Annotated in this window: 24 protein-coding genes; 10 read left to right on the top strand and 14 right to left on the bottom strand. The window is 62.0% G+C overall.

Annotation, left to right across the window (positions count from 1 at the left end; translation table 11 throughout):
- Window positions 1-473 precede the first annotated feature (473 nt).
- The 3 genes from BX592_RS21180 to BX592_RS21170 all read left to right on the top strand — a co-directional run bounded on the left by BX592_RS21180 (window position 474) and on the right by BX592_RS21170 (window position 2263).
- Window positions 474-887: a DUF3331 domain-containing protein gene (locus BX592_RS21180; RefSeq protein ID WP_134194129.1), complete on the top strand. Its 414-nt coding sequence runs from the start codon at window positions 474-476 to the stop codon at window positions 885-887.
- A 215-nt stretch (window positions 888-1102) separates the two neighbouring features.
- Complete coding sequence (locus BX592_RS21175) at window positions 1103-1456, top strand: BON domain-containing protein (protein WP_166676413.1); 354 nt, start codon at window positions 1103-1105, stop codon at window positions 1454-1456.
- 435 nt (window positions 1457-1891) lie between these two features.
- Window positions 1892-2263: a response regulator transcription factor gene (locus tag BX592_RS21170; RefSeq protein ID WP_243849654.1), complete on the top strand. Its 372-nt coding sequence runs from the start codon at window positions 1892-1894 to the stop codon at window positions 2261-2263.
- 21 nt (window positions 2264-2284) lie between these two features.
- Here BX592_RS21170 and BX592_RS21165 read toward each other — a convergent pair whose 3' ends face one another.
- The 4 genes from BX592_RS21165 to BX592_RS21150 all read right to left on the bottom strand — a co-directional run bounded on the left by BX592_RS21165 (window position 2285) and on the right by BX592_RS21150 (window position 5991).
- Entirely contained in the window at window positions 2285-2962 is a 678-nt protein-coding gene (locus BX592_RS21165; RefSeq protein ID WP_134194123.1) for a response regulator transcription factor, read from the bottom strand.
- Window positions 2963-3114: 152 nt separating this feature from the next.
- Window positions 3115-5007: an ATP-binding protein gene (locus BX592_RS21160; RefSeq protein WP_134194121.1), complete on the bottom strand. Its 1893-nt coding sequence runs from the start codon at window positions 5005-5007 to the stop codon at window positions 3115-3117.
- Window positions 5008-5477: 470 nt separating this feature from the next.
- Window positions 5478-5765 (bottom strand): hypothetical protein, encoded by a 288-nt coding sequence (locus BX592_RS21155; RefSeq protein ID WP_134194119.1) that lies wholly within the window; start codon window positions 5763-5765, stop codon window positions 5478-5480.
- A gap of 79 nt (window positions 5766-5844) precedes the next feature.
- Window positions 5845-5991, bottom strand: a complete 147-nt coding sequence (locus BX592_RS21150) for a DUF3563 family protein (RefSeq protein ID WP_134194117.1) — start codon at window positions 5989-5991, stop codon at window positions 5845-5847.
- A gap of 289 nt (window positions 5992-6280) precedes the next feature.
- Here BX592_RS21150 and BX592_RS21145 point away from each other — a divergent pair, with 289 nt between their 5' ends.
- Together BX592_RS21145 and BX592_RS21140 are read left to right on the top strand one after the other, a co-directional pair.
- Complete coding sequence (locus tag BX592_RS21145) at window positions 6281-6685, top strand: HPF/RaiA family ribosome-associated protein (protein ID WP_134194115.1); 405 nt, start codon at window positions 6281-6283, stop codon at window positions 6683-6685.
- A gap of 98 nt (window positions 6686-6783) precedes the next feature.
- Window positions 6784-7959, top strand: coding sequence for an FAD-dependent oxidoreductase (locus tag BX592_RS21140; RefSeq protein ID WP_166676412.1), 1176 nt, complete (start codon window positions 6784-6786; stop codon window positions 7957-7959).
- Between the two features lie 82 nt (window positions 7960-8041).
- On the opposite strand, the gene BX592_RS21135 is transcribed toward BX592_RS21140, so the two are convergent.
- The 6 genes from BX592_RS21135 to BX592_RS21110 all read right to left on the bottom strand — a co-directional run bounded on the left by BX592_RS21135 (window position 8042) and on the right by BX592_RS21110 (window position 14932).
- A complete protein-coding gene (locus BX592_RS21135) occupies window positions 8042-10360 on the bottom strand; it encodes an FdhF/YdeP family oxidoreductase (protein WP_134194111.1) in 2319 nt (772 codons plus the stop codon).
- A gap of 152 nt (window positions 10361-10512) precedes the next feature.
- Window positions 10513-10776 carry a hypothetical protein gene (locus tag BX592_RS21130; RefSeq protein ID WP_134194109.1) on the bottom strand — a complete coding sequence of 88 codons (264 nt, stop codon included), beginning with the start codon at window positions 10774-10776 and terminating at the stop codon, window positions 10513-10515.
- A gap of 61 nt (window positions 10777-10837) precedes the next feature.
- Window positions 10838-11836: a cytochrome d ubiquinol oxidase subunit II gene (gene cydB / locus BX592_RS21125; protein WP_134194107.1), complete on the bottom strand. Its 999-nt coding sequence runs from the start codon at window positions 11834-11836 to the stop codon at window positions 10838-10840.
- 24 nt (window positions 11837-11860) lie between these two features.
- Window positions 11861-13255, bottom strand: a complete 1395-nt coding sequence (locus BX592_RS21120; protein WP_134194105.1) for a cytochrome ubiquinol oxidase subunit I — start codon at window positions 13253-13255, stop codon at window positions 11861-11863.
- Window positions 13256-13546: 291 nt separating this feature from the next.
- Window positions 13547-13873 carry an ArsR/SmtB family transcription factor gene (locus tag BX592_RS21115; protein WP_134194102.1) on the bottom strand — a complete coding sequence of 109 codons (327 nt, stop codon included), beginning with the start codon at window positions 13871-13873 and terminating at the stop codon, window positions 13547-13549.
- Window positions 13874-13942: 69 nt separating this feature from the next.
- Entirely contained in the window at window positions 13943-14932 is a 990-nt protein-coding gene (locus BX592_RS21110) for a helix-turn-helix domain-containing protein (RefSeq protein ID WP_166676411.1), read from the bottom strand.
- A gap of 660 nt (window positions 14933-15592) precedes the next feature.
- On the opposite strand from BX592_RS21110, the gene BX592_RS21105 reads away from it, so the two are divergent.
- Window positions 15593-16852: an acyl-CoA dehydrogenase family protein gene (locus BX592_RS21105; RefSeq protein ID WP_134194098.1), complete on the top strand. Its 1260-nt coding sequence runs from the start codon at window positions 15593-15595 to the stop codon at window positions 16850-16852.
- Window positions 16853-16949: 97 nt separating this feature from the next.
- On the opposite strand, the gene galE is transcribed toward BX592_RS21105, so the two are convergent.
- From galE to BX592_RS21085, 4 genes are all read right to left on the bottom strand, one after another.
- On the bottom strand, window positions 16950-17972 hold the full coding sequence (gene galE / locus BX592_RS21100; RefSeq protein ID WP_134194096.1) for a UDP-glucose 4-epimerase GalE: 1023 nt from the start codon (window positions 17970-17972) through the stop codon (window positions 16950-16952).
- Between the two features lie 11 nt (window positions 17973-17983).
- Window positions 17984-19141, bottom strand: a complete 1158-nt coding sequence (locus tag BX592_RS21095; RefSeq protein ID WP_134194094.1) for a glycosyltransferase family 4 protein — start codon at window positions 19139-19141, stop codon at window positions 17984-17986.
- Between the two features lie 65 nt (window positions 19142-19206).
- Complete coding sequence (locus tag BX592_RS21090; RefSeq protein WP_134194163.1) at window positions 19207-19995, bottom strand: glycosyltransferase; 789 nt, start codon at window positions 19993-19995, stop codon at window positions 19207-19209.
- Window positions 19996-20138: 143 nt separating this feature from the next.
- Window positions 20139-21413 carry an oligosaccharide flippase family protein gene (locus tag BX592_RS21085; protein ID WP_134194092.1) on the bottom strand — a complete coding sequence of 425 codons (1275 nt, stop codon included), beginning with the start codon at window positions 21411-21413 and terminating at the stop codon, window positions 20139-20141.
- 255 nt (window positions 21414-21668) lie between these two features.
- Between BX592_RS21085 and BX592_RS21080 the strand changes: the two genes are divergently transcribed.
- The 4 genes from BX592_RS21080 (at window position 21669) to waaA (ending at window position 26764) form a co-directional block, all read left to right on the top strand.
- Complete coding sequence (locus BX592_RS21080; RefSeq protein ID WP_134194090.1) at window positions 21669-23063, top strand: phosphomannomutase/phosphoglucomutase; 1395 nt, start codon at window positions 21669-21671, stop codon at window positions 23061-23063.
- Between the two features lie 307 nt (window positions 23064-23370).
- Window positions 23371-24390 carry a lipopolysaccharide heptosyltransferase I gene (waaC, locus tag BX592_RS21075; protein WP_134194088.1) on the top strand — a complete coding sequence of 340 codons (1020 nt, stop codon included), beginning with the start codon at window positions 23371-23373 and terminating at the stop codon, window positions 24388-24390.
- A 45-nt stretch (window positions 24391-24435) separates the two neighbouring features.
- Window positions 24436-25320: a Kdo hydroxylase KdoO gene (gene kdoO, locus BX592_RS21070; RefSeq protein ID WP_134194086.1), complete on the top strand. Its 885-nt coding sequence runs from the start codon at window positions 24436-24438 to the stop codon at window positions 25318-25320.
- 109 nt (window positions 25321-25429) lie between these two features.
- On the top strand, window positions 25430-26764 hold the full coding sequence (gene waaA / locus BX592_RS21065) for a lipid IV(A) 3-deoxy-D-manno-octulosonic acid transferase (protein WP_134194084.1): 1335 nt from the start codon (window positions 25430-25432) through the stop codon (window positions 26762-26764).
- The last annotated feature ends 23 nt before the right edge of the window (window positions 26765-26787 follow it).

Raw genomic sequence — 26787 nt, 5'->3', positions numbered from 1 at the left:
AATCAGTTCGCCATTCTGTTCGGCGAGCGGTTCACGAACGCCATGAGCTGAGATTTTTTAAACCGACCTCGACACACAAAATTCCTGATACCTCCCAGTTGCGCGCTTTCCCGTATCCGTCAACTCGGGCGAACGGTCTTGTTGAAGAGAGTGTCGAGTGTGCCCGTGCGGTGCGGACGGGTTCCCGCGCCGCGCCGACACCCGCCTTCACGACCCCATCCCTCCATTCCAACCCGAATTACCCACCGCACCCGCCATCAGTGCGCCCCACCCGACAACAAACAGCCCATTTAACGCCCCTCGCTAACCCAACCCCACACCCCGCCTAAACCTTCGTATCACCCCAACACACGTTGGTGGAATGGCCGTCAGGCGGACATCGCGTTAACGTTACGGCACCGCCTGAAAGACGTGGCCTTCGCGAAAACGCAGCGCGCGAGGACCTCCACGAGCAACGATGGGGGGACTGCTCGATGCATGCGAAACACAGCCGGACTGATCCGTGGTCGCAGACGTTGGGTCTGCTTCACTCGCTGTCGCGAACGGATAGAACACGATGCGATGCGATTCCCGCCAGCCGTCACGCACAACGTCGCGTGACGTCGACAGGATGCGCGGACGGCGAGCGCGACGCAAACATCAGGGTGCTCGATCGTCCAACGAGCAGAACGGCGATCGTCACATGGGGCGACGCGACGTCGTGCCATTACGGCGACCAGGTATGGCGCGTCGCGCGAGCATCGAGCGACGGTTTTTGCGCATTGAGCGGACAGCAGATTCACCGTGGCGATGTCGTCTATCGCCCTTCGCACTATCGACTCGCGCCGGCTAACGCCGGCTCGATGATGCTCGCGGCGTGTGTGCTGATCGCGCCGATCGAGTGTTAAAGCGGTACGAGATCAAACACCGGCATTCATTGAAATTAGAGCAAAGCGGGACGTGGCAATAAGCATGGCAAAAAATGCGCAATTTGCGCAAACGAAGCGGGTACAGGCTAGCGTTTTCGAAAAAACAAAGCGACAAGAAGCAATCGAAGATTAGTAGCAAAGAAACGGGCGTTTCGACGTCCGATAAATCACCCTTGGCAACGATGGAGGTCCATGTGAACAAGCCGTTGAAGATGTTGGTCGGTACCAGTATTGCGCTGATGTTATCCGTCGGTTACGGAGCCGCTCAGGCTCAGGACGACACCGCGGCTTCCGCGCCTATGGCAAAGGAAACCCACAAGCAGAAATGGCACGCCGATCACAAACTGGAAGCGCAAGTCCGTCACGCGCTGACGACCCACAAGGTCGAGTCGTCCGATATCCGCATCGTCGCCCGCCATGGCGTCGTCACGCTTGACGGCACCGTCGAAGATGCTTCGCTGATCCCGGTTGCGACGAGCGCCGCGCAAGGCGTCGCAGGCGTGAAGTCGGTGAAGAACAACCTCACCATGCACGAGGCAGGCAACTGATTTTGATGCGATCCGGCCGGCGGCAGCCGTCGTCGTTTTTCGCAACGATGTCAAGCCGTCGGCTGGTTACGCATCGTGTCGTTTCGCCGCGTCGAGCCATTGAATCAATGGCTCGAAATCGCCGCGATTCTCATTTACGACGTGCTTGCGGTTCGCGCATTAATCGAGCCGTTTATCGGTTTTCGCATGAGGCGCGTGAGGATCGGCTTTGCGATTTTATGTAATTGGAATAGTTTAACGACTGCTTCGCGCCGGAGGTCCACTTGCACGGCGCCGTACTCATCTACGTAGCACCGCTAATAGGCGACCGCGCTATACGTTTGTATGATTTGCGGGCCGCATCCCGCGATCTATTCTCTTGAAAGCAAAAGAGAAAATGGCACGGCCTGGATCCGTAAACTTGCGGAGTTATTTTTCAAACTCAGGGTCCGCCGCGTGGATACGTCCCACCTTGTTAGCATTGTCGATGACGACGACGCGGTGCGTCTTGCAACCGCGAGTCTCGTGCGCTCGTTCGGTTGGGATGTCAACGACTTTGCGTCCGCCGAGGCGTATCTCAGTTCCGGTCGTATCGACGAAACGTCGTTTCTGATTTCCGATATTCGCATGCCGGGCATGTCCGGCATTGAATTGCACGACTGTCTGCTCAAGCAAGGCCACGCACCGCCCACCATTTTCATTACCGCGTTTCCGACCGCGTTCCTGCATGCGCAAACTCAGGCGCAAGGCGCGTTGGCGCTACTTGAAAAACCGGTCGACGCAAACGTCATCGCGCATTGGCTAACCACGGCGCTGGGTTCACCCTAACGTAGCGTCGTAGCGCAATCACTACGACGTGCGTTCGCCGTGCGTGCCGATGCCGATCGCTTCGGCCTTTCTCACCAGATCCGCCACCGAGCGCGCTTCCATCTTCTTCATCACCTGCCCGCGGTGAATCTTCACGGTGATCTCGCTCAGCTTCATCTCCGCGGCGATCTGCTTGTTCATCAGCCCGACCACCACATACTCCATCACCTGCTGTTCGCGCGGCGTCAACGTGTTGTAGCACGAGCGCACCGAGGCGACCGCATGTTCGGCTTCGATGCGCTTCGCGTCCTGCGCGAGCGCATGCGCGACCGCATCGAGCATGTCCTGATCGCGAAAGGGTTTCGTAAAGAAATCGAGTGCGCCGGCCTTCATCGCTTTCACGGACATCGCAATGTCGCCGTGCCCCGTCATGAACACAATCGGAATGCGCATGTCGGTCTTTGCGACTTCTTCCTGGAACGCGAGGCCGCTCTCGCCACGCAGCCTGACATCGAGCACGAGGCAGCTCGGCACAGTGGACTTCGGATAGTCGAGAAACGCGCGCGAAGACGCGAAGGTTTCGACGCGCAAGCCAACTGAGCGCAACAACGCGCCAAGCGCGGTGCGCATTGCTTCGTCGTCGTCGACCACATAGACCACTGACGGCGCCGCCTGCGCCGCCAAGCCAGTCGAAGCCGAATTCAACTGCTGCGAATTCATGTGTCCCTCCAACTGCAGCGGCCAATCGCGAACTGTACGCGAGCCGTTGCCCGTTCAATAAATGATTATCGTTGCATGCAGTATAGATAGTAGATGTTTCGCTTTCGCGGCGAAAGAATCCCAGGTGGAAAAAATATTCCGTTCGGCGCGACTCATGCGATCTCTTTTGCTAGTGGCGGCAAAACGCACTCAAATGTTGCACCGTGAGTGTCATTGTTGAATACCCTGATTTTCCCACCATGTGAGTCGATGATCGATCGGCAGATCGACAGGCCCATGCCCATGCCGTGCGGTTTCGTGCTGAAAAAGGCATCAAACAGCCGTTCGGCGTGCCGCGGATCGATGCCGGTGCCGCGGTCGCGCACCGCTAGCTGCACCTCGCCGTCGGGCGTCACACCGGTTTCAATCGACAGCTCGCGCGGCCAGCCGGTAATGCCATCCATCGACTGAATCCCATTCATCACGAGATTGATCAACACCTGCTGCAACTGCACGCGGTCGCCAAGCACGGGCGGCAACAGCGGCGCGAGCCGCACGCGCAGCGGCACCTGGTGGCTCAGCACTTCGCGTTGCGTCAGCGACACAACATCGTTGACCACATCGTTCAGCTCGAGCGGCGCTTTCTGCCCGGTATCCTTTCGCGCGAGCGTACGAATGCGCCGCACGATTTCGGTCGCACGCCGGCCTTCACCGATCATTCTGATGACGCCCGTGCGCACCTCATCGGGCTGCGGCGGCTGATGCTCGAGCCAGCGCAGGCAGGCCTCGCCATTGGTCACGATCGCCGCGAGAGGCTGGCCGACTTCGTGAGCGATCGACGCGGACAACTCGCCGAGCGTGGTCACGCGCGTCACCCGCGCCAGTTCGGATTGCGCATGGTGGAGCTGCTGCTCCGCCTGTCGCGTATTCGTCACATCCATCACTGCACCAGCGTAGTGCAGCCGTTCCGGCTCGTCTTTCATCACGTGCGCGACCACGTGCAGATGCTTGATCGCGCCGTCGGGAAACAGCAGACGGAACTCGAAGTCGAAATCCTGCTTATGGGTCGACGCATGGCCAATCGTGTCGCGGAACCGCTCGACGTCGTCGGGGTGAACGCGCTGCAGCGCCAGTTCGAGTGTCGGTACGACGCCAGTCTCGAACTCGAAGATCCGGAACGTCTGTTCCGACCAGACGACTTCGCCGCTCCATACGTTCCAGCCGAAGCTACCCGTGCGGCTCAATCGCTGAGCCTCGGCGAGGTAGGTCGCCTGACTGCGCCGCAGTGCCTGTTCGGCCTGCTTGCGTGCGGTGACGTCGTTACCGGTTTCCAGTATCGCGAGTGCGCGCCCGCCACCATTGCGCTGCAACGACCAGCGGCTCGCTATTGCCAGCTCGGTGCCGTCGCGGCGTGTATGGATCAGTTCGCCTTCCCAGCGACCGGTATGCAGCAGCGTGTTCGTCGCGTCGTCGACCGAAACGGGGAAGCGCGTTTTCAGGAACCCATGGATGATTTGGCCCATCGCTTCGCGCTTTTTCCAGCCGTACATTTCTTCGGCGCCGACATTCCAGAACAGGATCACACCGTCCATATCGCGCACGATGACCGTGTCGTGCGTGAGGTCGAGCAGACGTGCCTGCTCGCTCTGTGTTTCACCAAGCATGCGCACGTGCCGTACAAGCCCGGTAATCGCGAACGATGCGATGGCGAACGTGAGTAACGCAGGGATGTCCTGTTTGTTACTGGTACCGAACGACAGGGTCGGTGCGATAAAGAAGAAGTCGATAAACAGCACTGCGACGAGGCACAGCACAATCGACATCGTAAAGCTGCCCACCAGCGAGAGCAGCACGATCATGATCAGGAAAATCGATTCCCCTGCGAGCGCGTTGAGGCCAAGTCTGTAGCATACCCAACCGATCGCGCCGAACGCGATGAATCCAACCACCCATCCGAGCGCAAGCTGGCGTAGAAAATCAGACGGGTGGTCCAGATCGGCGCGCATCCAGCGCACCCATGTGTCCCACCAGCCGTCGCGACGTGCCGCTTGAAAGAGCGAGATCATGGTCTCCCGGTCAGGTCACAAGGTCACTCGATCGATGCAGGATGTGATTGCCGCCGATTGCCGTCTATATCGTCAGGCCGGAGCCGGCCGTGCCGCGCGATGGCGACGGTGTCAGTGTGAGACTGGCGGTCTTGTCGATCTTACGCGTCCGCGCGCCGCCGTTTATGTCGCCACGTAAAGTAACCCGTCGAAAACGAAAAATCGTGCGATTCCATAACGGAATCGTCTGCTAAAAGCGGGGGCAAGATGAACGGCGGCGGATTGACCGCCCCCTAACGGGGCGCGGCAACCCAATGCGCATCAGTGTAGCGCGCGTATCGCGCATGAGCACCCAGGTGTTACGCAGTGCTGGCAGGTAAGGCCGCGTCAAGCAACGCTTTCACGAAGCCGGCATTAAACACGCATGCGCCGCGCGAATGCCTTGTTTGAAGTTCATGATCGACGCACGGATTATCGCTGCGACGATGTGACTAATGGTGCAGGTTACCTAAATGTTGCATATTCAACTTGTGCAATTCGAGTTCAAGCAGGCGCGCATCGATATCGCACACACAGGTGTGATCCGGCGTGCCACGTGTGAAAAGACGCCTGAGTGTGATGCGCAAGCGTACGAAGAAACGCGGTACCGGAGCATCTTGCGGATGCGTGCGGTCATTTGGTTTTCTCTCGTGTGCCGCGCGCGAACCGGCATTGAAGCCGGCACGCAATATCGCTGCGTTGGTGCGATCAGGGCAATGTGATAGCGGTTCGTGTTTCATGGCGATCCTTAGTAAGGCAAAGCTTCACGAGTCGACCAGGGCGGGCGCAAGGCCGATGCGCTTGCGGCCCGCGCGTCGATCACCCAGGGTAGCCGTTGCGTTCAAGCGAACGCATCCGCCGTTCGAGGTCAACGAGGTCCGATGCCTGTGCAAGGTAGTCATGACGGCGCCGATTTTCGGCACGTTCGATCCATTCGCCCAGCTTTTCGAGTAAGTACGCAAACATGATGTTCTCCTATCACTCAGTGAGACTCGCGGCGCAGCGCAAAAACGGGCCGCGATGCGGTCGACGTGCGCCGGCACCGGTTATTGCGCAGGCTTCGATAAGGCTGGAACCGGCGTGGCTCGTCGATGCCACTGATCGTAGAAGCCGGGAATGAGGCGAAAGTGAGCACCGCGAGCGCGCGCTACTTCGAATGGAACGAACCGACCATCAGAAAAAAACGACTATTACTGCAGTGCGTTGCCCCGTAGATTGGTACCTGTCACTGTCTGAAACGGAACGGGAGGTTGTGATGGAGATCAGCATTCATACTTCAGGGCTTCACTTGTCGCGTACTGAATCGGACGCGCTTCGCGAGCACGTACATAAGCGGATCAAGGAAACCTTCGCGCGTATTGCGCGGCGCATTTCGCATGTCACCGTGCATCTCGAGGATGTCGACGGTCCGCGTGGCGGACACGCGATGCACTGCCTGATGAAAGTGGGCATTGGCGGTGCGACGGCCGCGCTCGCGCAAGGGCGCGACCGTAATCTGTTCGCGCTCGTCAACCGTGTGTCCGCTTGCGCGGCGGGCAACACACTCAAGCGGCTCAAACGGCGTATCGATACCGCCGCGTTCAGAAGGAACAGCGGACTTGCGCGGGACGAACAGGCGCTCAGTGAACAGGCTCGTGAGCCGTCGGAGCCCACTGTCTGAGAGGCTGCGGCGGCTTCCCGCTCCTCATTTTCACATCATTGTTGGCTCGTACGATCGGTTGCATCGAGCCAACGACGCCATTCGAAAGGGGAATTGACGTGAAATACGATTGCGTAATTGTCGGAGCAGGAATTCAGGGACTGTTGCTGCTCGATCAGGCGCTAGCGCGAGGATTAAACGCATGCTGCATCGACAGGATGCCGCGCGTCGGCGAAGGCCAGACACTGCGTTCGCAGTTCTATATCCATCGTGGTCACTTCTATAACGATCGCGAATTAGTCGACCAGTTGAACGACGCGTATCCGAAGTGGCGCGACCTGATGCGGCGCCTGCGTGTGAATGTGCGTTCGACCGATTCGTATGTCGGCTTCGTCGGCGACCCGAGCGCGTGGACTGCGATGTGGACGCTCTGCGATCTCCACTATGTGCCGGTGAAAGGCTGTCCGCCGGCCCTCGAAGGCCATCGCCTCGCGCACATCTTCCGCTTTTCGCACGTGATGTTCGATGGGCGCGAATTGCTCGCGAAGCTCGTGCAACGCAACCGGAACTGCCTGAAGTTCGGCACGATCGACGCGATCGAAGCGTGTCACGACGGCTACCGGCTGCATATCGGCGACAGCGCGATTGAAACGCAAAAGATCGTGCTGTGTGCCGGCGCGGGCACACCGGAGCTGATCGGCATGCTGCCGCATGTGCGCAAGACCGCAGCGGTGCAAACGCGCGCGAGCCAGGTGCTGGCGATGCGCGGACGCGTGCCGGACGCGAGCATTGTGATACCCGACGCGCAATTGTTTATCGCGCCGCAGTATGAAGCGGACGGTTCACCCGTGCTGCTCTATACGCACGGCACGGACCCACTGCTGGAAAACGGCAAGCGCGCTGCCGTCGATCCAACCCGGTTGCATGCGCAACTGAATGCGCTGAGGTCGTTGTTGCCTGGTTTGCACGCAGCGGCGAACGAACGCACGCTGTATCTCGCGCAAAAGACGGAAAGCGCGGTGACGGGCGCGGGCGGGCGCCCGAGCGGGCCGTACGTCGAGCAGATTGCCGATGGTGTCGTATGCGTGCTGCCGAACAAGCTGTCTCTCGCGATCAATGCGGCCGAAACCGCGCTCGCGATGATCGAGCCTGAGCACGCGATCCTGCATGCGGAGCCGCTGGTCGGAAAGCGGACCCATCTGCTACGCGCAGCGGCGGAGATGCGTTTTATGACGGAACCGGGCTACGTCGACGATCCGCATCGTCCGGCGCAAGCGGCCCCCGCAATGAAATGACGGTGATGCACCCACGCCGCGGGGGCACCGCAGCCGTTACCGGCTGACGATGCGCGCGCGGTTTCATGTCGCCCGTTGCACATCACGACTGCGGCGCCCACGCACCCGACACGATATTGCGCGCCGACTTCACGATCCTCACCGGCACCGACTTATACGATGGCGTGCGGCTACGCTTATCGTACGCATACAGCGGCACCAGCGGATTAGCCTCCGGATAGTACGCACCGCAGCAACCGTCGGGCAGTTGATACTCGACCACCTTCAGATTGCGCACGACCCGCTCGATCCCATCGCTCGACAGCGACACGACATCGACCAGGTCGCCCGGATGCAGATTGCGCTTTGCGATTTCCTGCGAGTTGACGAACACCACATCGCGCTGGCCGAACACACCGCGATAGCGGTCCGATAGCGAATAGAGCGTCGTGTTGTACTGGTCGTGGCTGCGCATCGTCGTGAGCCACAGCCCGTCGTCTTCGCCATGCCACGGGTCTTCGTCCAGACCTTCGAACACCGCGAAGTTCGCCTTGCCGGTCTTTGTCGCCCAGATCCGCTCGCGTGCGGTCGACCGCAGGTGAAAGCCGCCCGGCACGCGAATCCGCGCGTTATACGACTCGAACTGCGGGAACACCTTTTCAATTGCGTCGCGAATCCGGTCATAGTCGGCGACCAGTTCTTCCCACGGCACCGTCGACCCGTCACCGAGCGTCGCACGCGCAATGCCGGCGACAATCGCAGGTTCGCTCATCAAATGCTCCGACGCCGGATCGTTGATGCCCGCCGACGCATGCACCATCGACATCGAATCTTCGACGGTCACCGACTGCGGCCCGGTCTGCTGGATGTCGACTTCGGTGCGTCCGAGGCACGGCAGAATCAGCGCTTCCTTCGCATGCACGAGATGGCTGCGGTTCAGCTTCGTCGCGACATGGACGGTCAGCGCGAGATTGCGCATCGCCTTTTGCATCCGCGGCCAGTCGGGAATCGCCGTGGCGAAGTTGCCGCCGAGCGCGACAAACACCTTGCAGTCGCCGGACAACATCGCCTCGAGCGTCGCGACCACATCGCGCCCATGCTGCGGCGACGGTTTGAAGCCGAACGTCTGCTCGATGCGGTCGAGCCATTCCTGCGCGGGTTTTTCAGTGATACCGACCGTGCGGTTGCCCTGCACATTCGAATGGCCGCGCACCGGGCACACGCCCGCGCCGGGTCGGCCGATATTGCCGCGCATCATGGCGAGGTTGGCCATCTGCTGCACATTCTCGGTGCCGCGATGGTGCTGCGTGACCCCCATCCCATAGACGAGGATCACGTTTTTCGCTTCCATATAGACATTCGCGACTGCCGTGAGGTCGGAACGCCGCAAGCCGGATGTGTGCTCGATCGCACTCCAGCTCGTCTTGCGCAGATCGTCGACCAGCGCTTCAAAGCCCAGCGTATGGGTTTGAATGAAATCGACGTCGATCTTTCGCGGCTGCCCGTTCGCAATCGCGTCGTCGTCGGCTTCGACGATCGCTTTCATGATGCCTTTTAACGCGGCGACATCGCCGCCGACGCGCACCTGATACAGCGGGTTGCTGATCGCGGTCCACGTCAGCGTGACCATTTCGACCGGATTTTGCGGGGCCTGGAAACGCTCGAGCGCGCGTTCGCGAAACGGATTGAACGAAATGATTCGAGCGCCGCGCCGCGCGGCATCGTGCAGGCTCGTCATCATTCTCGGACTGTTCGTGCCCGGGTTCTGCCCGAAGATAAAGATGGCATCCGCGTGATCGAAGTCCTCGAGCAGCACCGTGCCTTTGCCGACACCGATCGACTCCGGCAGGCCGACACTCGTCGCCTCATGACACATGTTCGAGCAATCGGGAAAGTTGCCGCTGCCGTACTCGCGTGCGAACAGCTGATACAGAAACGCCGCTTCGTTCGACGCGCGGCCCGACGTATAGAAGTCCGCCTGGTTAGGTGAATCGAGTGCGTTCAGATGTTCGGCGATCAGCGCGAACGCGTTGTCCCACGAGATCGGCACATAACGGTCGGACGACGCGTCATAGACCATCGGGTGAGTGAGGCGGCCAGCCATCTCGAGGTCGAAATCGTCCCACGCGCTGAGTTCGGTCACGGTATGGTTCGCGAAGAACTGCGGCGTGCAGCGTTCGGACGTCGCTTCCCACGCGACCGCTTTGGCACCGTTCTCGCAGAATTCGAACGACGACGTATGTTTCGGATCAGGCCATGCGCAACCTGGGCAGTCGAAGCCTTCGGGCTGGTTCATCCGCAGCAGCGTGCGTGCGCCAAATACGGGAATGCCCTGTTCCGCGAGCGCTTTGCCGGTCGCCTTGAGTGCGCCCCAGCCTCCCGCGGGCTCGCGATAGACGCGAATCGATTTCCTTTCTGCCATAGTGCCCCCTTCCGGCATAGCGGGATTGAGTAAAGCAATGTTATGCAGAGACGCACGGCGTCTCTTTCAAGATTGCTGATGGATTATCGAAACACACGCACGCCCGCCCGCACGACATGCGGACGTGACGATGTGACTGATGGCGGTGCCCGTTATCGGCGCACCGCCCATTGCACGAGTAAGTGGAACGGCAACACGAACAGAAAAGTGGCGCCAAAACCCGCGCACCACAAAATAACCAGCCACATGATGCGGTTTGCCAGCGTGCGTGGCTGACCGGCGGGTTGTTTTGCCGACTGCGTGACAGGCGCAAGCGCGGATTGAACCGAAGGCCGAATCACCGCTTTCCCGACGGGACGCTGCACAGACCGCTCAGTGGTGTGTTTGACAGATGGGTCAACAATGGATTCCGGCATGATCGATTTTCCTTTGGCGCGTGTTGCATTCTCACCTTGCGGTGCGAAACCGGTACGTCGGCTACTCGTAACGTGCGCCGGGTTCGACCTTGCCGCGAAACACCCAGTAGCCGGCAGTGGTGTACACGGTGATGATCGGAATAATGATGACTGCGCCCACCAGCGTGAACACCTGGCTCGCGTGCGGCGCAGCGGCGTCGGCGAGCGTGATCGTGTTCGGTATCGCATACGGCCAGATGCTGACGAGCAAGCCGATATAGCCAAGCAGCACCAGCGCGAGTGCGAGCACGAACGGCATCGCGTCGCTGCGGCGTTTCACCGCGCGATACATCCACGCAGCGACGATTACCACGAGGGCCGGCACTGCATAGAGGCGGTAACGGAACGGCGACTCGAACCAGCGCGCGGCGATATGCGGGTCGGAAAGCGGCGTCCACACCGACACGGCCGCGATAAAGCCGAGCAGCACCAGCGTGAGCGGGCCGATCAGACCATGCATCCGGCTTTGCAGATCGCCGCTCGTTTTCAGCACGAGGTACCCACAGCCAAGCAGCGCATAGGTCGACATCAGTCCCAGGCCGGCGAGGAAGCCGAATGGCGTAACCCAGAAGAACGGATCACCGGAGAACACGCCATTGGTAGTCGGAATGCCGTGCAGATACGCGCCAAGGATCATGCCCTGAAAGAAGGCTGCGCCCGCCGAGCCGCAGATAAACGATACGTTCCACAGGTTTTTCGTGCGCGCCGCCTTGCCGCGAATCTCGAACGACACGCCGCGAAAGATCAGGCAGATCAGCATGAAGATGATCGGCAGATAAAGCGCGGACAGCACGATCGAGTAGACCGCGGGAAACACCGCGAGCAGCGCGGCGCCGCCCAGCACGAGCCAGGTCTCGTTGCCGTCCCACACGGGCGCGATCGTGTGCATCATCATGTCGCGCTCGCCTTCGTCCGGGAAGAACGGAAAGATGATGCCGATGCCGAGATCGAAGCCGTCGAGCGCGACGTACATGAAAATGCCGAGCGCAATGATTGCGGCCCATATCGTGGTGATGATCATGCGTTCCTCCGTACGTGGCGTTGATTATTCGGCTACCGCAAGCGGGCGCCTGCCGGTTGCCGGATCGTCGCGCGACTGTGCGGCGGATGTCGGCGTGTGTTCATCGCCGGACTGAGGCCCAATGCGAATCAGCTTCACGATGTAGAAAACGCCCATGCCGAACACGACGAAATAGACGAGCACAAAGATCAGCAGCGAGATGCCGGCAGCGTCGGCCGTAATCGGCGACACGGCTTCGGACGTGCGCATATGTCCGTACACGACCCATGGCTGACGCCCGACCTCGGTCGTGATCCAGCCGGCAAGCAACGAGATAAAGCCGGTCGGTCCCATCAGCACAGTCAGCCAGTTGAACCAGCGGGTTTCGAACAATCGCCCGTCGCGCCGCAGAAACACGCCGATCAACGCGGTGAGAATCATCAGCAGACCGAGGCCGACCATGATGCGGAAGGTCCAGAAGATGATCGACGAGTTAGGCCGGTCTTCCTTCGGAAAGTCCTTGAGGCCCTGGATTTCGCCGTCCCACGAGTGAGTCAGGATCAGGCTGCCGAGATGCGGAATTCTGATCGCATAGCGCGTCACTTCCGCGTTCATGTCTGGAAAGCCGATCAGGTTCAACGCGGTGCCGCCGTGCTCGGTTTCCCACAGTCCTTCGATCGCGGCGATCTTCGCCGGCTGGTACTTGCGCGTGTTCAGCCCGTGCTGGTCGCCGACGAACGCCTGGATCGGCGCGAGAATCAGCAGCAGCCACAGCGCCATCGAATAGGTGGTCTTGATCGCCGGGTCGCGCCGGCCCTTCAGCAGGTGCCAGCCGCCGGTCGCGGCCACCACCAGCGCGGCGACGATAAACGCGGCCATCGTCATATGCGCGAGCCGGTACGGGAACGACGGATTGAAGATCACCTTGAACCAGTCGACCGGCACGACGTGCCCGTTCTCGATGATGAAACCCTGCGGCGTCTGCATCCAGCTGTTCGACGCGAGAATCCAGAACGTCGAGATCAGCGTGCCGATCGCGACCAGCAGCGTCGCGCCGAAGTGCATCTTCGGTCCGACCTTTTCCCAGCCAAATAGCATGACGCCGAGAAAGCCCGCTTCGAGGAAGAACGCGGTCATCACTTCATACGTCAGCAGCGGTCCTGAAATGGGCCCGGCGAAGCGCGCAAAACCGGACCAGTTCGTGCCGAACTGATAGGCCATCACGACGCCCGACACCACGCCCATGCCGAAGCCGATTGCAAAGATCTTCGCCCAGTAGTGGCACAGTTCCTTGTAATGCGGCTTGCCCGTTTTCAGCCACGCAAATTCGAGCACGGCGAGAAAGCTTGCGAGGCCGATGCTCATCGCTGGGAAAATGATGTGCATCGACACGGTGAACCCAAACTGAATGCGGGATAGTTCAAGTGCGCTCGGATCCATTGTCTTACCTTGCTTTTGTCTGTTACACCATCAACACGGGATACGCGGCGACGCCCGCATCAGGGCATCGTCGGCAGGCGCGTTTCCCCCCGGATTCCCGCAAGATATATGCGCAGCGCGGACGGCGGAAGTCTACCGGCGTAGCACAAGGCTAAACGAAGGTTTAGGGTACATCCGTTTATGCGATCACGCAGCCGTGAATGATGACCGCCGATAAACGCTTGCCGCTGCGAGCAGGCAGCGTTAACAGGTTTACGTGATACGCGATCGACGGATAGGCAAAGCGTGCGTTTATAGAAATTTTCCGAACTTCAATGCAACGGGGCGGCACGCGTAGCCGGCGCAACAGCGCCCCATCAGGTACGCAAGCAGCCCGTTGATTTCATCGTAGCGCGCTCTATAGATGACCGAGCCGCCGCGCCGATGCCGCGACACCAGCTTTGCGTCGAGCAGGCGCTGCAGATGCAGTGTCAGGGAGGCACTGGGCGTGTCGGTGAATGCCGCAAGCTTGTCGGCGGACAGTCCCGCGGGCCCGAACTGGACGAGTGTCCGGAACACCGTGAGCCGCGACTCATGCGCAAGCGCATCGAGCGCGATAAGGGCATCGGTGGTTTCCATAGAGGGGCGGCTACGGCCATCGCGCACGCGGCACGAAGCGCCGCACGGTCGCGATGGCTTGAGCGTTCGTTATGTGTTCGAAATCGGCATGTCGGAATCGCTACCGCGTTCGCCTGCGGCTTCCTGTGCACGGCGTGCGTAAGCCAGCGGTGCGACGCCGTATTCGTCCTTGAATGCCCGGCTGAAGTTCGATGCGTTCGAGAAGCCGCATCGAAACGCGATTTCCTTCGACATCACGCGCTCCACCGGTGTTTCAGCAAGCAGCCGCGCCGCATGCGTGAGCCGCATCGACCACACATAGCGCATCGGCGACAGTCCTTCGGCGCGAAACACGCGGCTTAAATAATTCGCCGACACGTTCAGTTCCGCGGCGATCTTCGAGACGGTCAAGTCAGGGTCGCCGATCGATCGCGCGATGACCTGCCTGGCACGCAACGCGAGCGCCGCGGCGGACCGAGCCAGTGATTGACTCGGCGCATCGCCAATCACAATGTCGAAGCAGGTGAGGCATTGATCGCCGAGGCGATCGAGCAGCTTTGTGCTGATCGCGGACGCGTGCTGCGCGGTGAACGACACGTAGTCGCGTACCGCGGCTACGTCGGGCGACTTCAGGTCCGGAAAATACAGATCGTCCAACGCATAGCGGATACCGCGGTCGCGCAACGATTGTTTGGGGATGCGAAGCGAGATGATGCGTGTCGTCTCGCTGTAGTGATCGTGGAAAGCTCGCGCGGGGTCGACCAGCACCATGCCGCCCGCGTCGATCCGATGCGTAGTGCGGTTCTGTTCGATCGTCATCGACCCGCTCTCGACCTGCTTGAGCAGCATGTATTCACCAAGCCACGCGGGTGTGCGCTGCATGACCGGCGACAGCCACAGCCACGCAAGTTCGGCATCGGTGAGCTTCAGTGGACCGGCTCGCCATTGCGTGACGATCGAATGACTCGCACGCGCGGTATCGAGCGTGCAATTCAGGCCGAAGCGGCTTGCCATCTCCTCGGCCCATCGACGGCGGCTGGACTGGTTGCCCCCCGCGCTCGTATAGCTGATTGTCTGCATGCCCGGATGTGATTGAGTGCCTGTCGTCGCATGGCGCGCATGCATGATCCATGCGTGCCGCAGTTAAACGAAAAACACGTCGCGATTTCGCTTTATTCCGCGTGGATGTCGTGGCGGATCAACGTGCGGCGCGCGTTGCCATCCGCAGCATAGCCATTGCGCGGCGCAGTCAAGTTTCAGCGCTGTCTGTCCGGCGAACTGATTTACCAGGTCGGCGAGCGCGTTACGTACGATGAATAGCGGAGCGCGGGGTCGTAAAGCATCGCGATGAGTTGGGATTCCGAACGGAGCGTCGATCAACGCGAAAAGAGATCATTGTCGCGTTGATTGACGAAGAAGAGCAGCGTGTTGTGCGCAAACGGGACGTCCATTATTGGTCTTGCGCATGGATTGTCTGTCACTCGGGAACAGTCGGCGCACAGCACTATGACGCGTTGTGTTGCCTGCTTACATGTCGCTATCGGTCGGTGCAAACGCACGTTGGAGAGATGAAATAGTCGGAATATTGGCGGCCGCTCGGGCGTTCACTGAAAGCGGTCGACGGCAAATCGTTGCGTCGCCTGCCGCGCCGATTGCGTGTTTCCAGCCTTGTTTATGACCTAATTTGCCAGCTTCGCCAAAATCTTCGTCGGCGCAGCGGCGCCCATCAGGAGTCAGTGCATGAGTACGATCGACAGGGCGGAGCCGGCAGCGGCCGCGCAAACCGTCCAACCAGCCGTATCCACCGGTAACAGCGGCCATGACGTAGTCGCCGCGGCTGCGGCGCTTGTGCCCGCATTGCGCGCGCGTGCGGCGCAAACCGATGCGCTGTCCAAGCTGCCCGATGCGACGGTCGCCGATCTGCAGAACGCACGCCTCTTCGATATGGTGCGTCCGAAGATGTACGGCGGCCTGCAGGTCTCTTACGAAACTTACCTCGACGCGATCATCGAAGTGGCGCGCGGCGATGCTGCGACCGCGTGGACGCTAGGGCTTATTTCGACGGGCATCTGGCTCGTCGCCGTGTCGTACCCGAAGCAGGTGGCCGACCAGGTGTTCGGGCAAAACGCGAATGTCCGCATCTGCGGCACGCTCGCGCCACGCAAGGCCAAGACCCGGCGTGTGGCCGGCGGCTATGTGATCGAAGACGGCCTGTGGATGTACAACACCGGCGTTTACCACGCGCAATGGGATCAGCTCGGCATTCCGCTGGTCGACGACGCGGGGCAGGTGATCGGCCGCGGCGCCGCGCTATTGCCGGTATCCGAAATCACGTTGCTCAACGATTGGGACACGATCGGTCTGCGCGGCAGTGGCAGCACGAGCGTGACCGTCAAGGACGTGTTCGTGCCCGACGAGCGGATCGTATCGACGAGCCGCACGCTGCAGGACGACTACGCGGCCACGCATCTGCGCGATGGGCTGCCTTACCGGATGCCGATGGTGCCGACCTTGGCAATACGGCTTGTGTGCTCGATGGTCGGCATGGCGAGAGCTGCGGTCGAACTCTTCATGGAGAAGATCGGCACGCGCGGCATTGCGTTTACGACCTACGGAAAACAGGACGACGCGACCGTCACGCATCTGCAGATCGGCGAGGCGACCGCGAAAATCGATGCGGCCGAATCGATCCTGCGGCAAGCGATCCGCTTGCTGGAAACGAGTACCGAACGCGGCGAGAAGATGAGCGTGCAGCAGCGTGCGCGCATCTGGCGGGATGCCGGCTTTGCGAGCCGGCTGATCTGGGAAGGGGTGGATCAGATCGCGGGCGCGTCGGGCACGGCGTTTATCAACCGGGATGCGCCGATGAACCGGGTCTGGCGCGACGTGCGCGTCGCGTATATGCACGGCGCGATCTACCACGACACGTGCTACGAGATTTACGGCCGCGCGGCGGCGGGCAAGACACCGATTACGTTCCTGCTGCCTGAACTGGAGTAACACCACTGGAGTAACACCAGCTGGCCGACACACTGCGTGCACGATGTGCGTCGCATCATCCGATGCCACGCACATCGCGAGCAACGCAACACGCGCGTTATTCGAACCCGTTCGGGTTGCGCTGCTGCCAGCGCCAGTGGTCGACACACATCCGCTCGATGCCGTGCTGCGCGCGCCAGCCGAGCAGGCGTTCGGCCGCTGCCGGGTTCGCAAAGCACTGCGCGATATCGCCAGGCCGCCGCGCAACGATTTGATACGGCACTTTCTGACCCGACGCCTTCTCGAACGAGCGCACCACTTCAAGGACGCTGTAGCCCTGGCCCGTGCCCAGATTCACCACAAAGCTTTTATCGTGCTTCGCGAGCGCGTCGAGTGCCTTGATATGCCCTAGGGCCAGGTCGACGACGTGAATGTAGTCGCGCACACCGGTGCCGTCCGGCGTGTCGTAATCGCCGCCGAATACGCTTAGCTTGTCGCGCTTGCCGACTGCCACTTGCGCGACATATGGCATCAGGTTGTTCGGAATGCCGCCGGGCGCTTCGCCGATCAAGCCGCTTTCATGCGCGCCGACCGGGTTGAAGTAGCGCAGCGTCGCGATGCGCCACGACGGGTCCGACACTTCGATATCGCGCAGGATCTGCTCGGCAATCAGCTTCGACTGGCCATACGGGTTCGTCGCGGAAAGCGGGAACGACTCGTCGATCGGCGAGCTTTCCGGCACGCCGTATACAGTTGCCGACGAGCTGAACACGAACTGCTTCACATTGCGCTTGCGCATCACATCGAGCAGCGTCAGCAGGCTGCCGATGTTGTTCTGGTAATACTCGACCGGCTTCGCAACCGATTCGCCGACTGCTTTCAACGCCGCGAAGTGAATCGCGCCGGTCACCGGATGACGCTCGAAAATGCGCTCGAGGGCCGCGGCATCGCGCACGTCGTTGTCGTAGAACGCGACCTTCTTCCCGGTAATCTGCTCGACACGTTCGAGCGATTTGCGATTGCTGTTCACGAGGTTGTCGATCACCACGACGTCGTAGCCGTCGTCGAGCAACGCCACACAGGTGTGCGAGCCGATAAAGCCCGCGCCGCCCGTTACCAGAATCGTGCCCTTCATCGCCATGCTTTACTCCGTTAAAGTGAGACACCCGTCAGGTTCTTGAGCAGGTCTTTATAGCGTTCGATGACAAGCCGCTCATCGAACTCGGATGCGACTTTCTGCCGGCCGCGTTCTCCCATTGCACGCCGTTGCGCGTCGCTCATATCGAGCATTCGCGCGAGCTGCGCGGCAAGACTTTCCACACTACGCACTTCACATAACAGGCCGTTGACATTGTGCTCGACCACTTCACGGCAGCCGGGCACGTCGGTTGCAACGATCGGCCGGCTCATCGCGGCCGCTTCCATCAGCGTGCGCGGCACGCCTTCGCGATACGACGGCAGCACGACGCAATCGGCCGCGGCGATGATGGGCCGCACATCATGCGCTTCGCCGAGATACTCGACGATGCCTTCCTGTTGCCACGCGTCGACGTCGGCGCGCGAAAGCGCGCTTGGATTATCGACGCCGAGCGGGCCGAGCAACTGGAAGCGCGCGGATGGATAGCGCTTGCGCAGCTGCCGCGCTGCTTCGACGTACTCTCCGATACCTTTATCCCACAACAGCCGGCCGATCAGTACGAAGACGAACGCTGCGCGCGATGAACGCTCGGGCAGCGGTGCCGGCGCGAACTGCACGAGATCGACGCCTTCGCCATGCAGCAGGCGCGCGCGTTCCGGATAGACCAGCAGCTTCTGATCGATGAACGCGGCTTCGTCATCGCGATTCAAAAACCAGATTTCGCGTGGGAAGCGGAACGCAAAGCGGTACAGGCGCTTTGCGACTTCCGCCGCGCGGCTTTTCTGAATGAAAACATAACCGAGGCCGGTCGTCACGGCCACCGACGCGACACCGGCGAGCCGTGCCGCAACCGATCCGTAGATATTCGGCTTGATCGTGTAGTGAAACACGATATGCGGGCGAAGCGACCGATACAGCCGGAACAGCTGCCACATCGTGCGCAGATCGGCGAGCGGGTTCGTGCCTTTCGACGCGACTGCCAGCTCGATGTGACGGCAGCCCATCTGCGCGAGCAGGTCGGTCGTGCGGTCGCGCGGCGCGATCACCGTGACCTGTACGCCACGCTCGACCAGCGTGCGGATCAACCCCTGCCGGTACGTGTAGATAGCAAACGACGTATTGCAGACAAGGATGACGCGAAGGTCGGCAGGGCGCTCGAGGCGTGGCTTCATGAAGTCGCGGGTCGGCAGAAGTGGCAATGTTGAGTGAGCAACCAGATGGCGGCAGCGGCTTTCACTCAACCGCCGGCGCGAGGTTGCGGGTCGCGCGCATAGACAAGACGTTTGATCCGCCGCAACGCGCCGTATGGCGTGATGAAGTGCAGCAGGTTTTTCGCGAGGCCCAGCCAGTCGTACGGATTCGCGATGTTGAAGTAATGCAGTTGCAGCCGCAGTGTCGACGCGATCTGGCGGTGGCGCTTCGTCGCGCTAATGCCGCTTTCGTTGAGCTCGTAGTAAAGACCGAGTTCGGGCAGATTCGCGCAGTCATAGCGTTCCATCAGGCGCAGGAACAGATCGAGATCTTCGGCGGAACGGTAAGCGACGCGATAGTTGCCCACCGCCAGCACCGCGTCGATGCGCAGCATCATCGAAGGGTGCACGAAGCAGGCGCGCAGAAAGCGAATGCGGCGGATCGCATGCGGTTCGGCCGGCGGCGCGAGCATAAAGAGCGGCGTGCCGTCGAGCGCAACGACTTGCGCCCACATGCCGAGCGCGGCCACCCGCGGATGCGCTTCGAGCCATGCGCGCTGCTTCGCGAGCCGTTGCGGCACGGTCAGGTCACCCGCGTCGATTCGGGCCGCATAACGGAACCCGCGCGCGGCGAGCGCTTCGACGCCCGTTTGCAGCGCGCGCTCGATGCCGCCGTTTTGCGGCATCCGCAAAATCTCGACCGACAGGTTCGGCAGCGACGGCGCGAGGAGCGGCGGGGTACTGCCGTCATCGACGATCAGAACGTGCACCGGCTCGCTCTCGCTGAACGACGCGAGCGTGCGCTCGACATCGGCCTGGCCGTTGTAGGCCGGCATCAACACCGCGACGTCGGCGAGCGAAGGACGGTGCGGCACAGCCGAACCGTCCGGCGCAGCGGCGTCCGGTGTGTGCACGTCCCCATGCTCGGGGGCATGCGGCTGTGCGTGATGCGGCGAGCGTGCCGGTGCGGACGAAGACGTCATGAGCCCAGTTTCAAGCGGATGTAATAAAGATTGACCGATGCGGCCGCCAGATACCCGGCGGCAAGCCCCACCAGCGCGCCGTACGCACCGAGACGCGGAATCGCGAGCCAGTTCACCGCGAACGCGACGGCCAGCGCGAGCAGCCATTTCGACAGCAACACGAACTTCGCCTGATATTTCAGCACGACGAGATTACCGATTGCCTCGATGCCGGCCGGTACCGATAACCACACCGCCCAGCGAAAAATACCGATCGCGCCTTCATAAGCCGGTCCGAACACATGATGGATGATGAAGCCCGCGAGCAGATCGAGCACGAGCGCGCCGCTCACCATCACCGCGAAAGTCAACGCGGCGAGCCGCCAGATATTGCGGCGCAGCCGCGACGCATCGTCGACGCGGTAGACAAACGCGGGCGCGATGGTTTGCGCGAGCATCAGCGCGAGCGTGATCCAGTTTTCGTTCAGCTGTTGCGCGGCCGAATAGCGGCCAAGGTCCGCGAACGAAATCGCCCGCTCGAGCATCAGGCGGTCCAGCTTCAGAAACAGATACATGCAGATCAGCCCGATCCAGAACACCGTGCCGGCATTCGCGAAGTGGCGTACCAGCGGCCGCTCGACATGCCAGCCGAGCGTGCCGCCGTGGCGCTTCACGTAATAGACGACCAGCACCGCGCCGATGGCGGCCGCTTCGAGCGCCCACAGCCAGCCGAAGCTGCCCGCGGGCGCCGCCGCGCGCACCAGCAGCCAGACCAGCACCGCTTTGACAATCGCGGTCGTCATGCTGGTCAGCAACTGCGGCTTGCTGTAGGTCATGCTTTGCAGCCACGCGTTGATCACGCCGACGACCGGCTCGCGAAACAGCATCGTCACTGCGAGGCCGGCGAGCATCGTGCCGACCAGCGGATCGGTGAAGTGCACGGTGTGGTTCGCTGCAATCGCCGCCCACGTGAGCCCTAACGCGGCCACGGACACCGTTAGCCGTAATGCGAACGCGCTGCCGAGCACCGTGCCGAGTTCGGTGGCCGGGCGGCGCACGATAGTCGGCACCAGTATTTCGGCGCCGCATACCCACGTAAGCGGCGCGAGCACGAGCAGCAGCGTATTCGCGTACTGCCACTTGCCGAACACGTCGGGGCCGAAGTAGCGGGCGAGCAGGCCGCTGATCGCGATCGCCACAGCGATCTGCGTGAGCCGCTCAAGCCCGAGCCAGACGATATTGGCGAACGCGCGCGTGACGTCCGGATTCGCGTAGCGTTTCCACGTCAGCATCCGGCGCCCGCCCGTGCGCGGCACGCTGCCGGACCCGCGATGCGTGTGGGCAGCGGCGCACCCGGGCCCGCCATTTCCTCGCACAACTGGCGCAACTTCACAATCGGGGCGCGTCTAGGCATTAGAATAGAGTGACAGGCATCTGCTGAAAAACGCAATTATAAGTTGGAACCGGACCGCTTCCGGCAAGGGCGCAGGCGACGACCACGTGATGCGCCGGACAAAATTTCCCATTGCACGTAAGTGAGCCTATCCATGATCTCCCAATCGATTTTCAAGGCGTATGACATCCGCGGTGTGATCGGCAAGACGCTCGACGCCGATGCCGCGCGTTCGATCGGCCGCGCATTCGGCAGCGAAGTGCGTGCACAAGGTGGCGATGCGGTCGTGGTCGCCCGCGACGGCCGTCTGTCAGGCCCGGAACTGATCGCGGCGCTGTCCGAAGGTTTGCGTTCCGCTGGCGTCGACGTGGTCAATGTCGGCATGGTGCCGACGCCGGTCGGCTACTTCGCGGCGAGCGTGCCGCTGAAGCTCGCGGGCGGCGAGCGGCGCGTCGATTCGTGCATCGTCGTGACCGGCAGCCACAATCCGCCGGACTACAACGGCTTCAAGATGGTGTTGCGCGGCGCGGCAATCTATGGCGACCAGATCCAGGCGCTGTACAAGCGCATCGTCGACAACAGGTTCGAATCCGGCAGCGGCAGCTATGCCGATTACGACATCGCCGATGCATACGTCGAGCGTATCGTCAGCGATATCAAACTCACGCGGCCGCTGAAGCTCGTCGTCGATACCGGCAATGGCGTCGCGGGCGGGCTCGCGCCGCGCCTTTTCAAGGCGCTCGGCTGTGAGCTGGTCGAACTGTTCACCGAGATCGACGGCAACTTCCCGAATCACCATCCGGACCCGGCGCACCCGGAAAACCTGCAGGACGTGATCCGCAAGCTGAAGGAAACCGATGCGGAAATCGGCTTCGCGTTCGATGGCGACGGCGATCGCCTTGGCGTCGTCACGAAGGATGGGCAGATCATCTATCCGGACCGTCAATTGATGCTGTTCGCCGAAGAAGTGCTGTCGCGCAACAAGGGCGCGCAGATCATCTACGACGTGAAGTGCACGCGCAATCTCGCGAAGTGGGTCAAGGACAAGGGCGGCGAACCGCTGATGTGGAAGACCGGCCACTCGCTCGTGAAAGCGAAGCTGCGCGAAACCGGCGCGCCGCTAGCCGGCGAGATGAGCGGGCACGTGTTCTTCAAGGATCGTTGGTATGGCTTCGACGATGGTCTTTATACCGGTGCGCGTCTGCTGGAAATTCTGTCGCGTGTGAAGGACCCGAGCCAGTTGCTCAACGGTCTGCCGAACTCGCATTCGACGCCGGAACTGCAACTGAAGCTGCAGGAAGGCGAGAACTTCGAACTGATCGCGCGTCTGCAGAAGAGCGCGAAGTTCCCGCAGGCGGACCAGGTCATCACCATCGACGGACTGCGCGTCGAGTATCCGGACGGTTTCGGTCTCGCGCGTTCGTCGAACACCACCCCGGTTGTCGTGATGCGCTTCGAAGCCGATAACGATGCGGCGCTCAAGCGCATCCAGGAGGACTTCCGCCGCGTGATTCTCGCGGAGAAGTCCGACGCGAAGTTGCCGTTCTGACGGGTTTGACGCTTGCGGCGCGTGAAGGGCCGCACAGGCGGCGGCCTGCGATGCGCTGATCGCGCGGCACGGCAGTTACTGTGGCAGCTGGCCGCACCTCGCGGCGAATGCTCTCCGGCGAGCGACCCGCCGTGAAAGAACCGCCGTGAACGAACCGCGGCGAGCGCGCGACCGCGAACGAACCAGCGTGAACAAACAGCCGCATACCAACGCGGCGTGAGCCAGACAAGGGCCGCGCCGCGTTTTTTCATGGTTTTTCCGTGCGGCGCGCTAGAATTGCGTCCTTTCAACGCATCGTCGTGCCGGAATGACCGGCCTCCCATCCTTGAGCGCGCAAAAGATACTGATCGTACGGGTGTCGTCGCTGGGCGACGTCGTGCACAACATGCCGGCGATCGCCGATATCCGCCGCCGCCATCCGGACGCGCAAATCGATTGGCTGGTCGAAGAAAGCTTCGTTGGGCTGGTTGAACTCGTGCAGGGCGTGCGCCGCGCGATTCCGGTGTCGCTGCGGCGCTGGCGCAGGGGGCTGCTATCGCCGGCCAACTGGCGCGAGATTCGCGCGTTTCGCCGAGCGCTCGCGGCCGAGCATTACGATCTTGTGATTGACTGTCAGGGGCTGATCAAGACCGCATGGCTCGCGCGGATGGCGCGCGGGCCGCTGGTGGGCCTCGGCAACCGCACAGACGGCGCCGGCTACGAGTGGCCGGTGCGCTTCTTTTACGACCGGCGCGTGCCGATCGAGCCGCGCACCCATGTGGTCGAACGCACGCGCCAGCTGGTTGCGGCCGCGCTCGGCAACCCGCCGCCGCAACCCACTGACGAAATCGACTTCGGCCTCGATTCGAACCGCGCCGCGCTCGCCCTTTCGCAGACGCAGCTAAACCTGCCGGTGCCGTATGTCGTGTTCGTGCATGCGACGTCGCGGGTGGACAAGCAGTGGCCCGATACCGCGTGGATCGAGCTTGGCCAGTCGCTGGTGCGGCGCGGCGCGTCGCTGGTATTGCCTTGGGGGAGCGACGCGGAACGCGCGACCAGTGAGCGCCTCGCGAAGGAGTTCGGCGCGGCCGCGGTCGTGCCGCCGAAGCTGTCGCTGCCGGCGGTAGTCGGACTGATCGAAGGCGCGGCGGCAACGGTCGGCGTCGATACCGGCCTTGTGCATATTGCCGCGGCGCTCAAGCGGCCGACGGTCGAGTTGTACAATTTCGCCACCGCGTGGCGTACCGGCGGCTACTGGTCGTCGAATGTGGTCAATCTCGGCACGGCCGGCCGACCGCCGACGCTGCAGGCCGTGAAGGACGCGCTGGCCGCGTTTGGTCTGCTGTAACGGCACACGCACACACGCTTCATCCGCTGCAAATAAAGGGCGACCATGAACGAATCCCAGATCATCGAAGTGACAAGCGCCGACTGGCACGGACAAAACCTGTCGATGCCGCGCGAAACGCTGCTCGCGGGCGTCGAGCGCGGCAAGGTGCTGTATTTCCCAAACCTGCGCTTTGCGATCGAAGGCGGCGAGACCGCGTTGCTCGATCCGGCGATCGCGGATCCGAACCGCAAGAACATCAGCCTCGAACCCAACGGCGGCGCGTTGCACGGTGTGCTCGGCGATACGGTGATGCAATCGGCGGTGCGCGCGCTGATCGCGCGTTACCAGACGAATGCGCGCACGCTGGTGGATGGACTGTTCCCCGAGTACCGCAACAAGCTGCGCGTCGCGCCGACGAGCCTGCGGTTGCATCAGGTGGAGACGCGCCAAACGTCGTGGCGCAAGGACGATAGCCGGCTGCATGTCGACGCGTTTCCGTCGCGGCCAAATTACGGCGAGCGGATTCTGCGCGTGTTCACTAATGTCAATCAGCAGGGTGTGCCGCGCGTATGGCGCGTTGGCGAGCCATTCGAGGCAATGGCCAAACGCTTCTTGCCGCGTATCAAGCCGCAGATGCCCGGCGCCGCATGGCTGTTGAATCTGCTGCATGTGACGAAGACGCCGCGCAGCGACTACGACCATCTGATGCTGCATCTGCACGACGGAATGAAAGCGGACCTCGACTATCAGAAGACGTCGCCGCAGCAAACCATGCCGTTTCCGCCCGGCAGCGTCTGGGTGTGTTTTTCGGACCAGACATCGCATGCGGTGATGTCCGGCCAGTTCATGCTCGAACAGACATTCTTCCTGCCGGTAAAGGCGATGGTGCAGCCGGAGTGCGCACCGCTTGGCATTCTCGAACGCTTGCAGGGCAGGGCGCTGGTTTGAGCGGCAGCCGATCGAAGCGCGACGGTGGTTTGGGCGTGCGTGCCGATGGTGGCGCTTGCGTTTGTGCTCGCGCGCTCGCAGCAGGTTGGAACACCGTCGTGGAGGCGCGATGCTAAGAGCGGTCTACAACGCGCTCTGGTGGATCGCCGCGCCGATCGCGGTGCTGCGTCTGCTATGGCGTTCGCGCAAGGAACCTGGCTACCGCCGCTATATCGGCGAGCGATTCGGCCGCGGGCGTGGCCGTCTGCCTGAAGACGATGCGCCGTTGATCTGGGTGCACGCGGTGTCGGTCGGCGAGACGCGCGCGGCGCAACCGCTGATAGACGCGCTGATGAAAGCGCGCCCCGACGCGCGCATCCTGCTGACTCATATGACACCGAGCGGCCGCGCGACCGGCGAGCAGATTTTCGGCGACCGGGTGTTGCGCAGCTATCTCCCTTATGACTTGCCTCATGCGGTGCGACGCTTTTTGCGCGCATGGCGCCCGTCGCTAGGTCTCGTGATGGAGACCGAAGTGTGGCCAACGCTGATCGACGAATGCCGTCGCGCCGACGTGCCGCTCGTGCTGACTAATGCGCGGATGTCGGAGCGCTCGTACCGGCGCGCGGCGCGCTTCGGTCACGCGACGCGCGATGTATTCGGCGGCTTTGCGCGCGTGCTCGCGCAAAGCCCCGCGGACGCGCAGCGGCTGACCGCGCTCGGCGCGCGCAATATCGCGGTGCTCGGCAATCTGAAGTTCGATATGCATACGCCGCCGGAGCTCATTGCGCGCGGTCACGCGTGGCGTGCGGCGATTGGCGAGCGACCGGTGTGGGTTGCCGCGAGCACGCGCGAAGGTGAAGAGGAACTGGTGCTGCAGGCGTTTGCGGCGCTTGCACGCGATGATGCGCTGCTTGTGATGGTGCCGCGTCATCCGCAGCGATTCGATGAAGTCGCGGCACTCGTCGAGCGACAAGGCTTGCGCGTCGAGCGGCGTTCCGCGTGGGCGCCGGCGGGCACCGCGGCGGCCGCGCTCGGGCCGGTGCCGGCACTGTCGCGCGACGTCAAGGTGTTGCTGGGCGATTCGATGGGCGAGTTGGGCGCGTATTACGCGGCATCGGATATCGCGTTTATCGGCGGCAGCCTGCTGCCGCTTGGCGGACAGAATCTGATCGAAGCGTGTGCGGTCGGCGTGCCGGTGCTGATCGGTCCTCACGTGTTCAATTTCACGCAGGCAACGGCGGACGCGGTCGCGGCCGGCGCAACGATTCAGGTGAAAGATCCGGCGGACCTTGCGCGCGTGTTGTGCGAGTTGTTCACCGACCGGCCGCGTCGTACCGCAATGGGCGCCGCGGCTTCCGCGTTTGCCGCGCGGCATCGCGGCGCGACCGCGCGCACGGTCGATGTGCTGACGACACTATTGCCCGAGAATCCGGCTCCCGCGTTGGCGGCGGAGTCGCAATAACGGGTGTGCCTGGGGTTTGGTTT

Origin of the sequence: Paraburkholderia rhizosphaerae (assembly GCF_004366595.1) — a bacterium.
Taxonomy (GTDB): Bacteria; Pseudomonadota; Gammaproteobacteria; order Burkholderiales; family Burkholderiaceae; genus Paraburkholderia; species Paraburkholderia rhizosphaerae.
The sequence above is the reverse complement of the archived record's forward strand: the minus strand, read 5'-3'. Positions and strand labels throughout refer to the sequence as shown.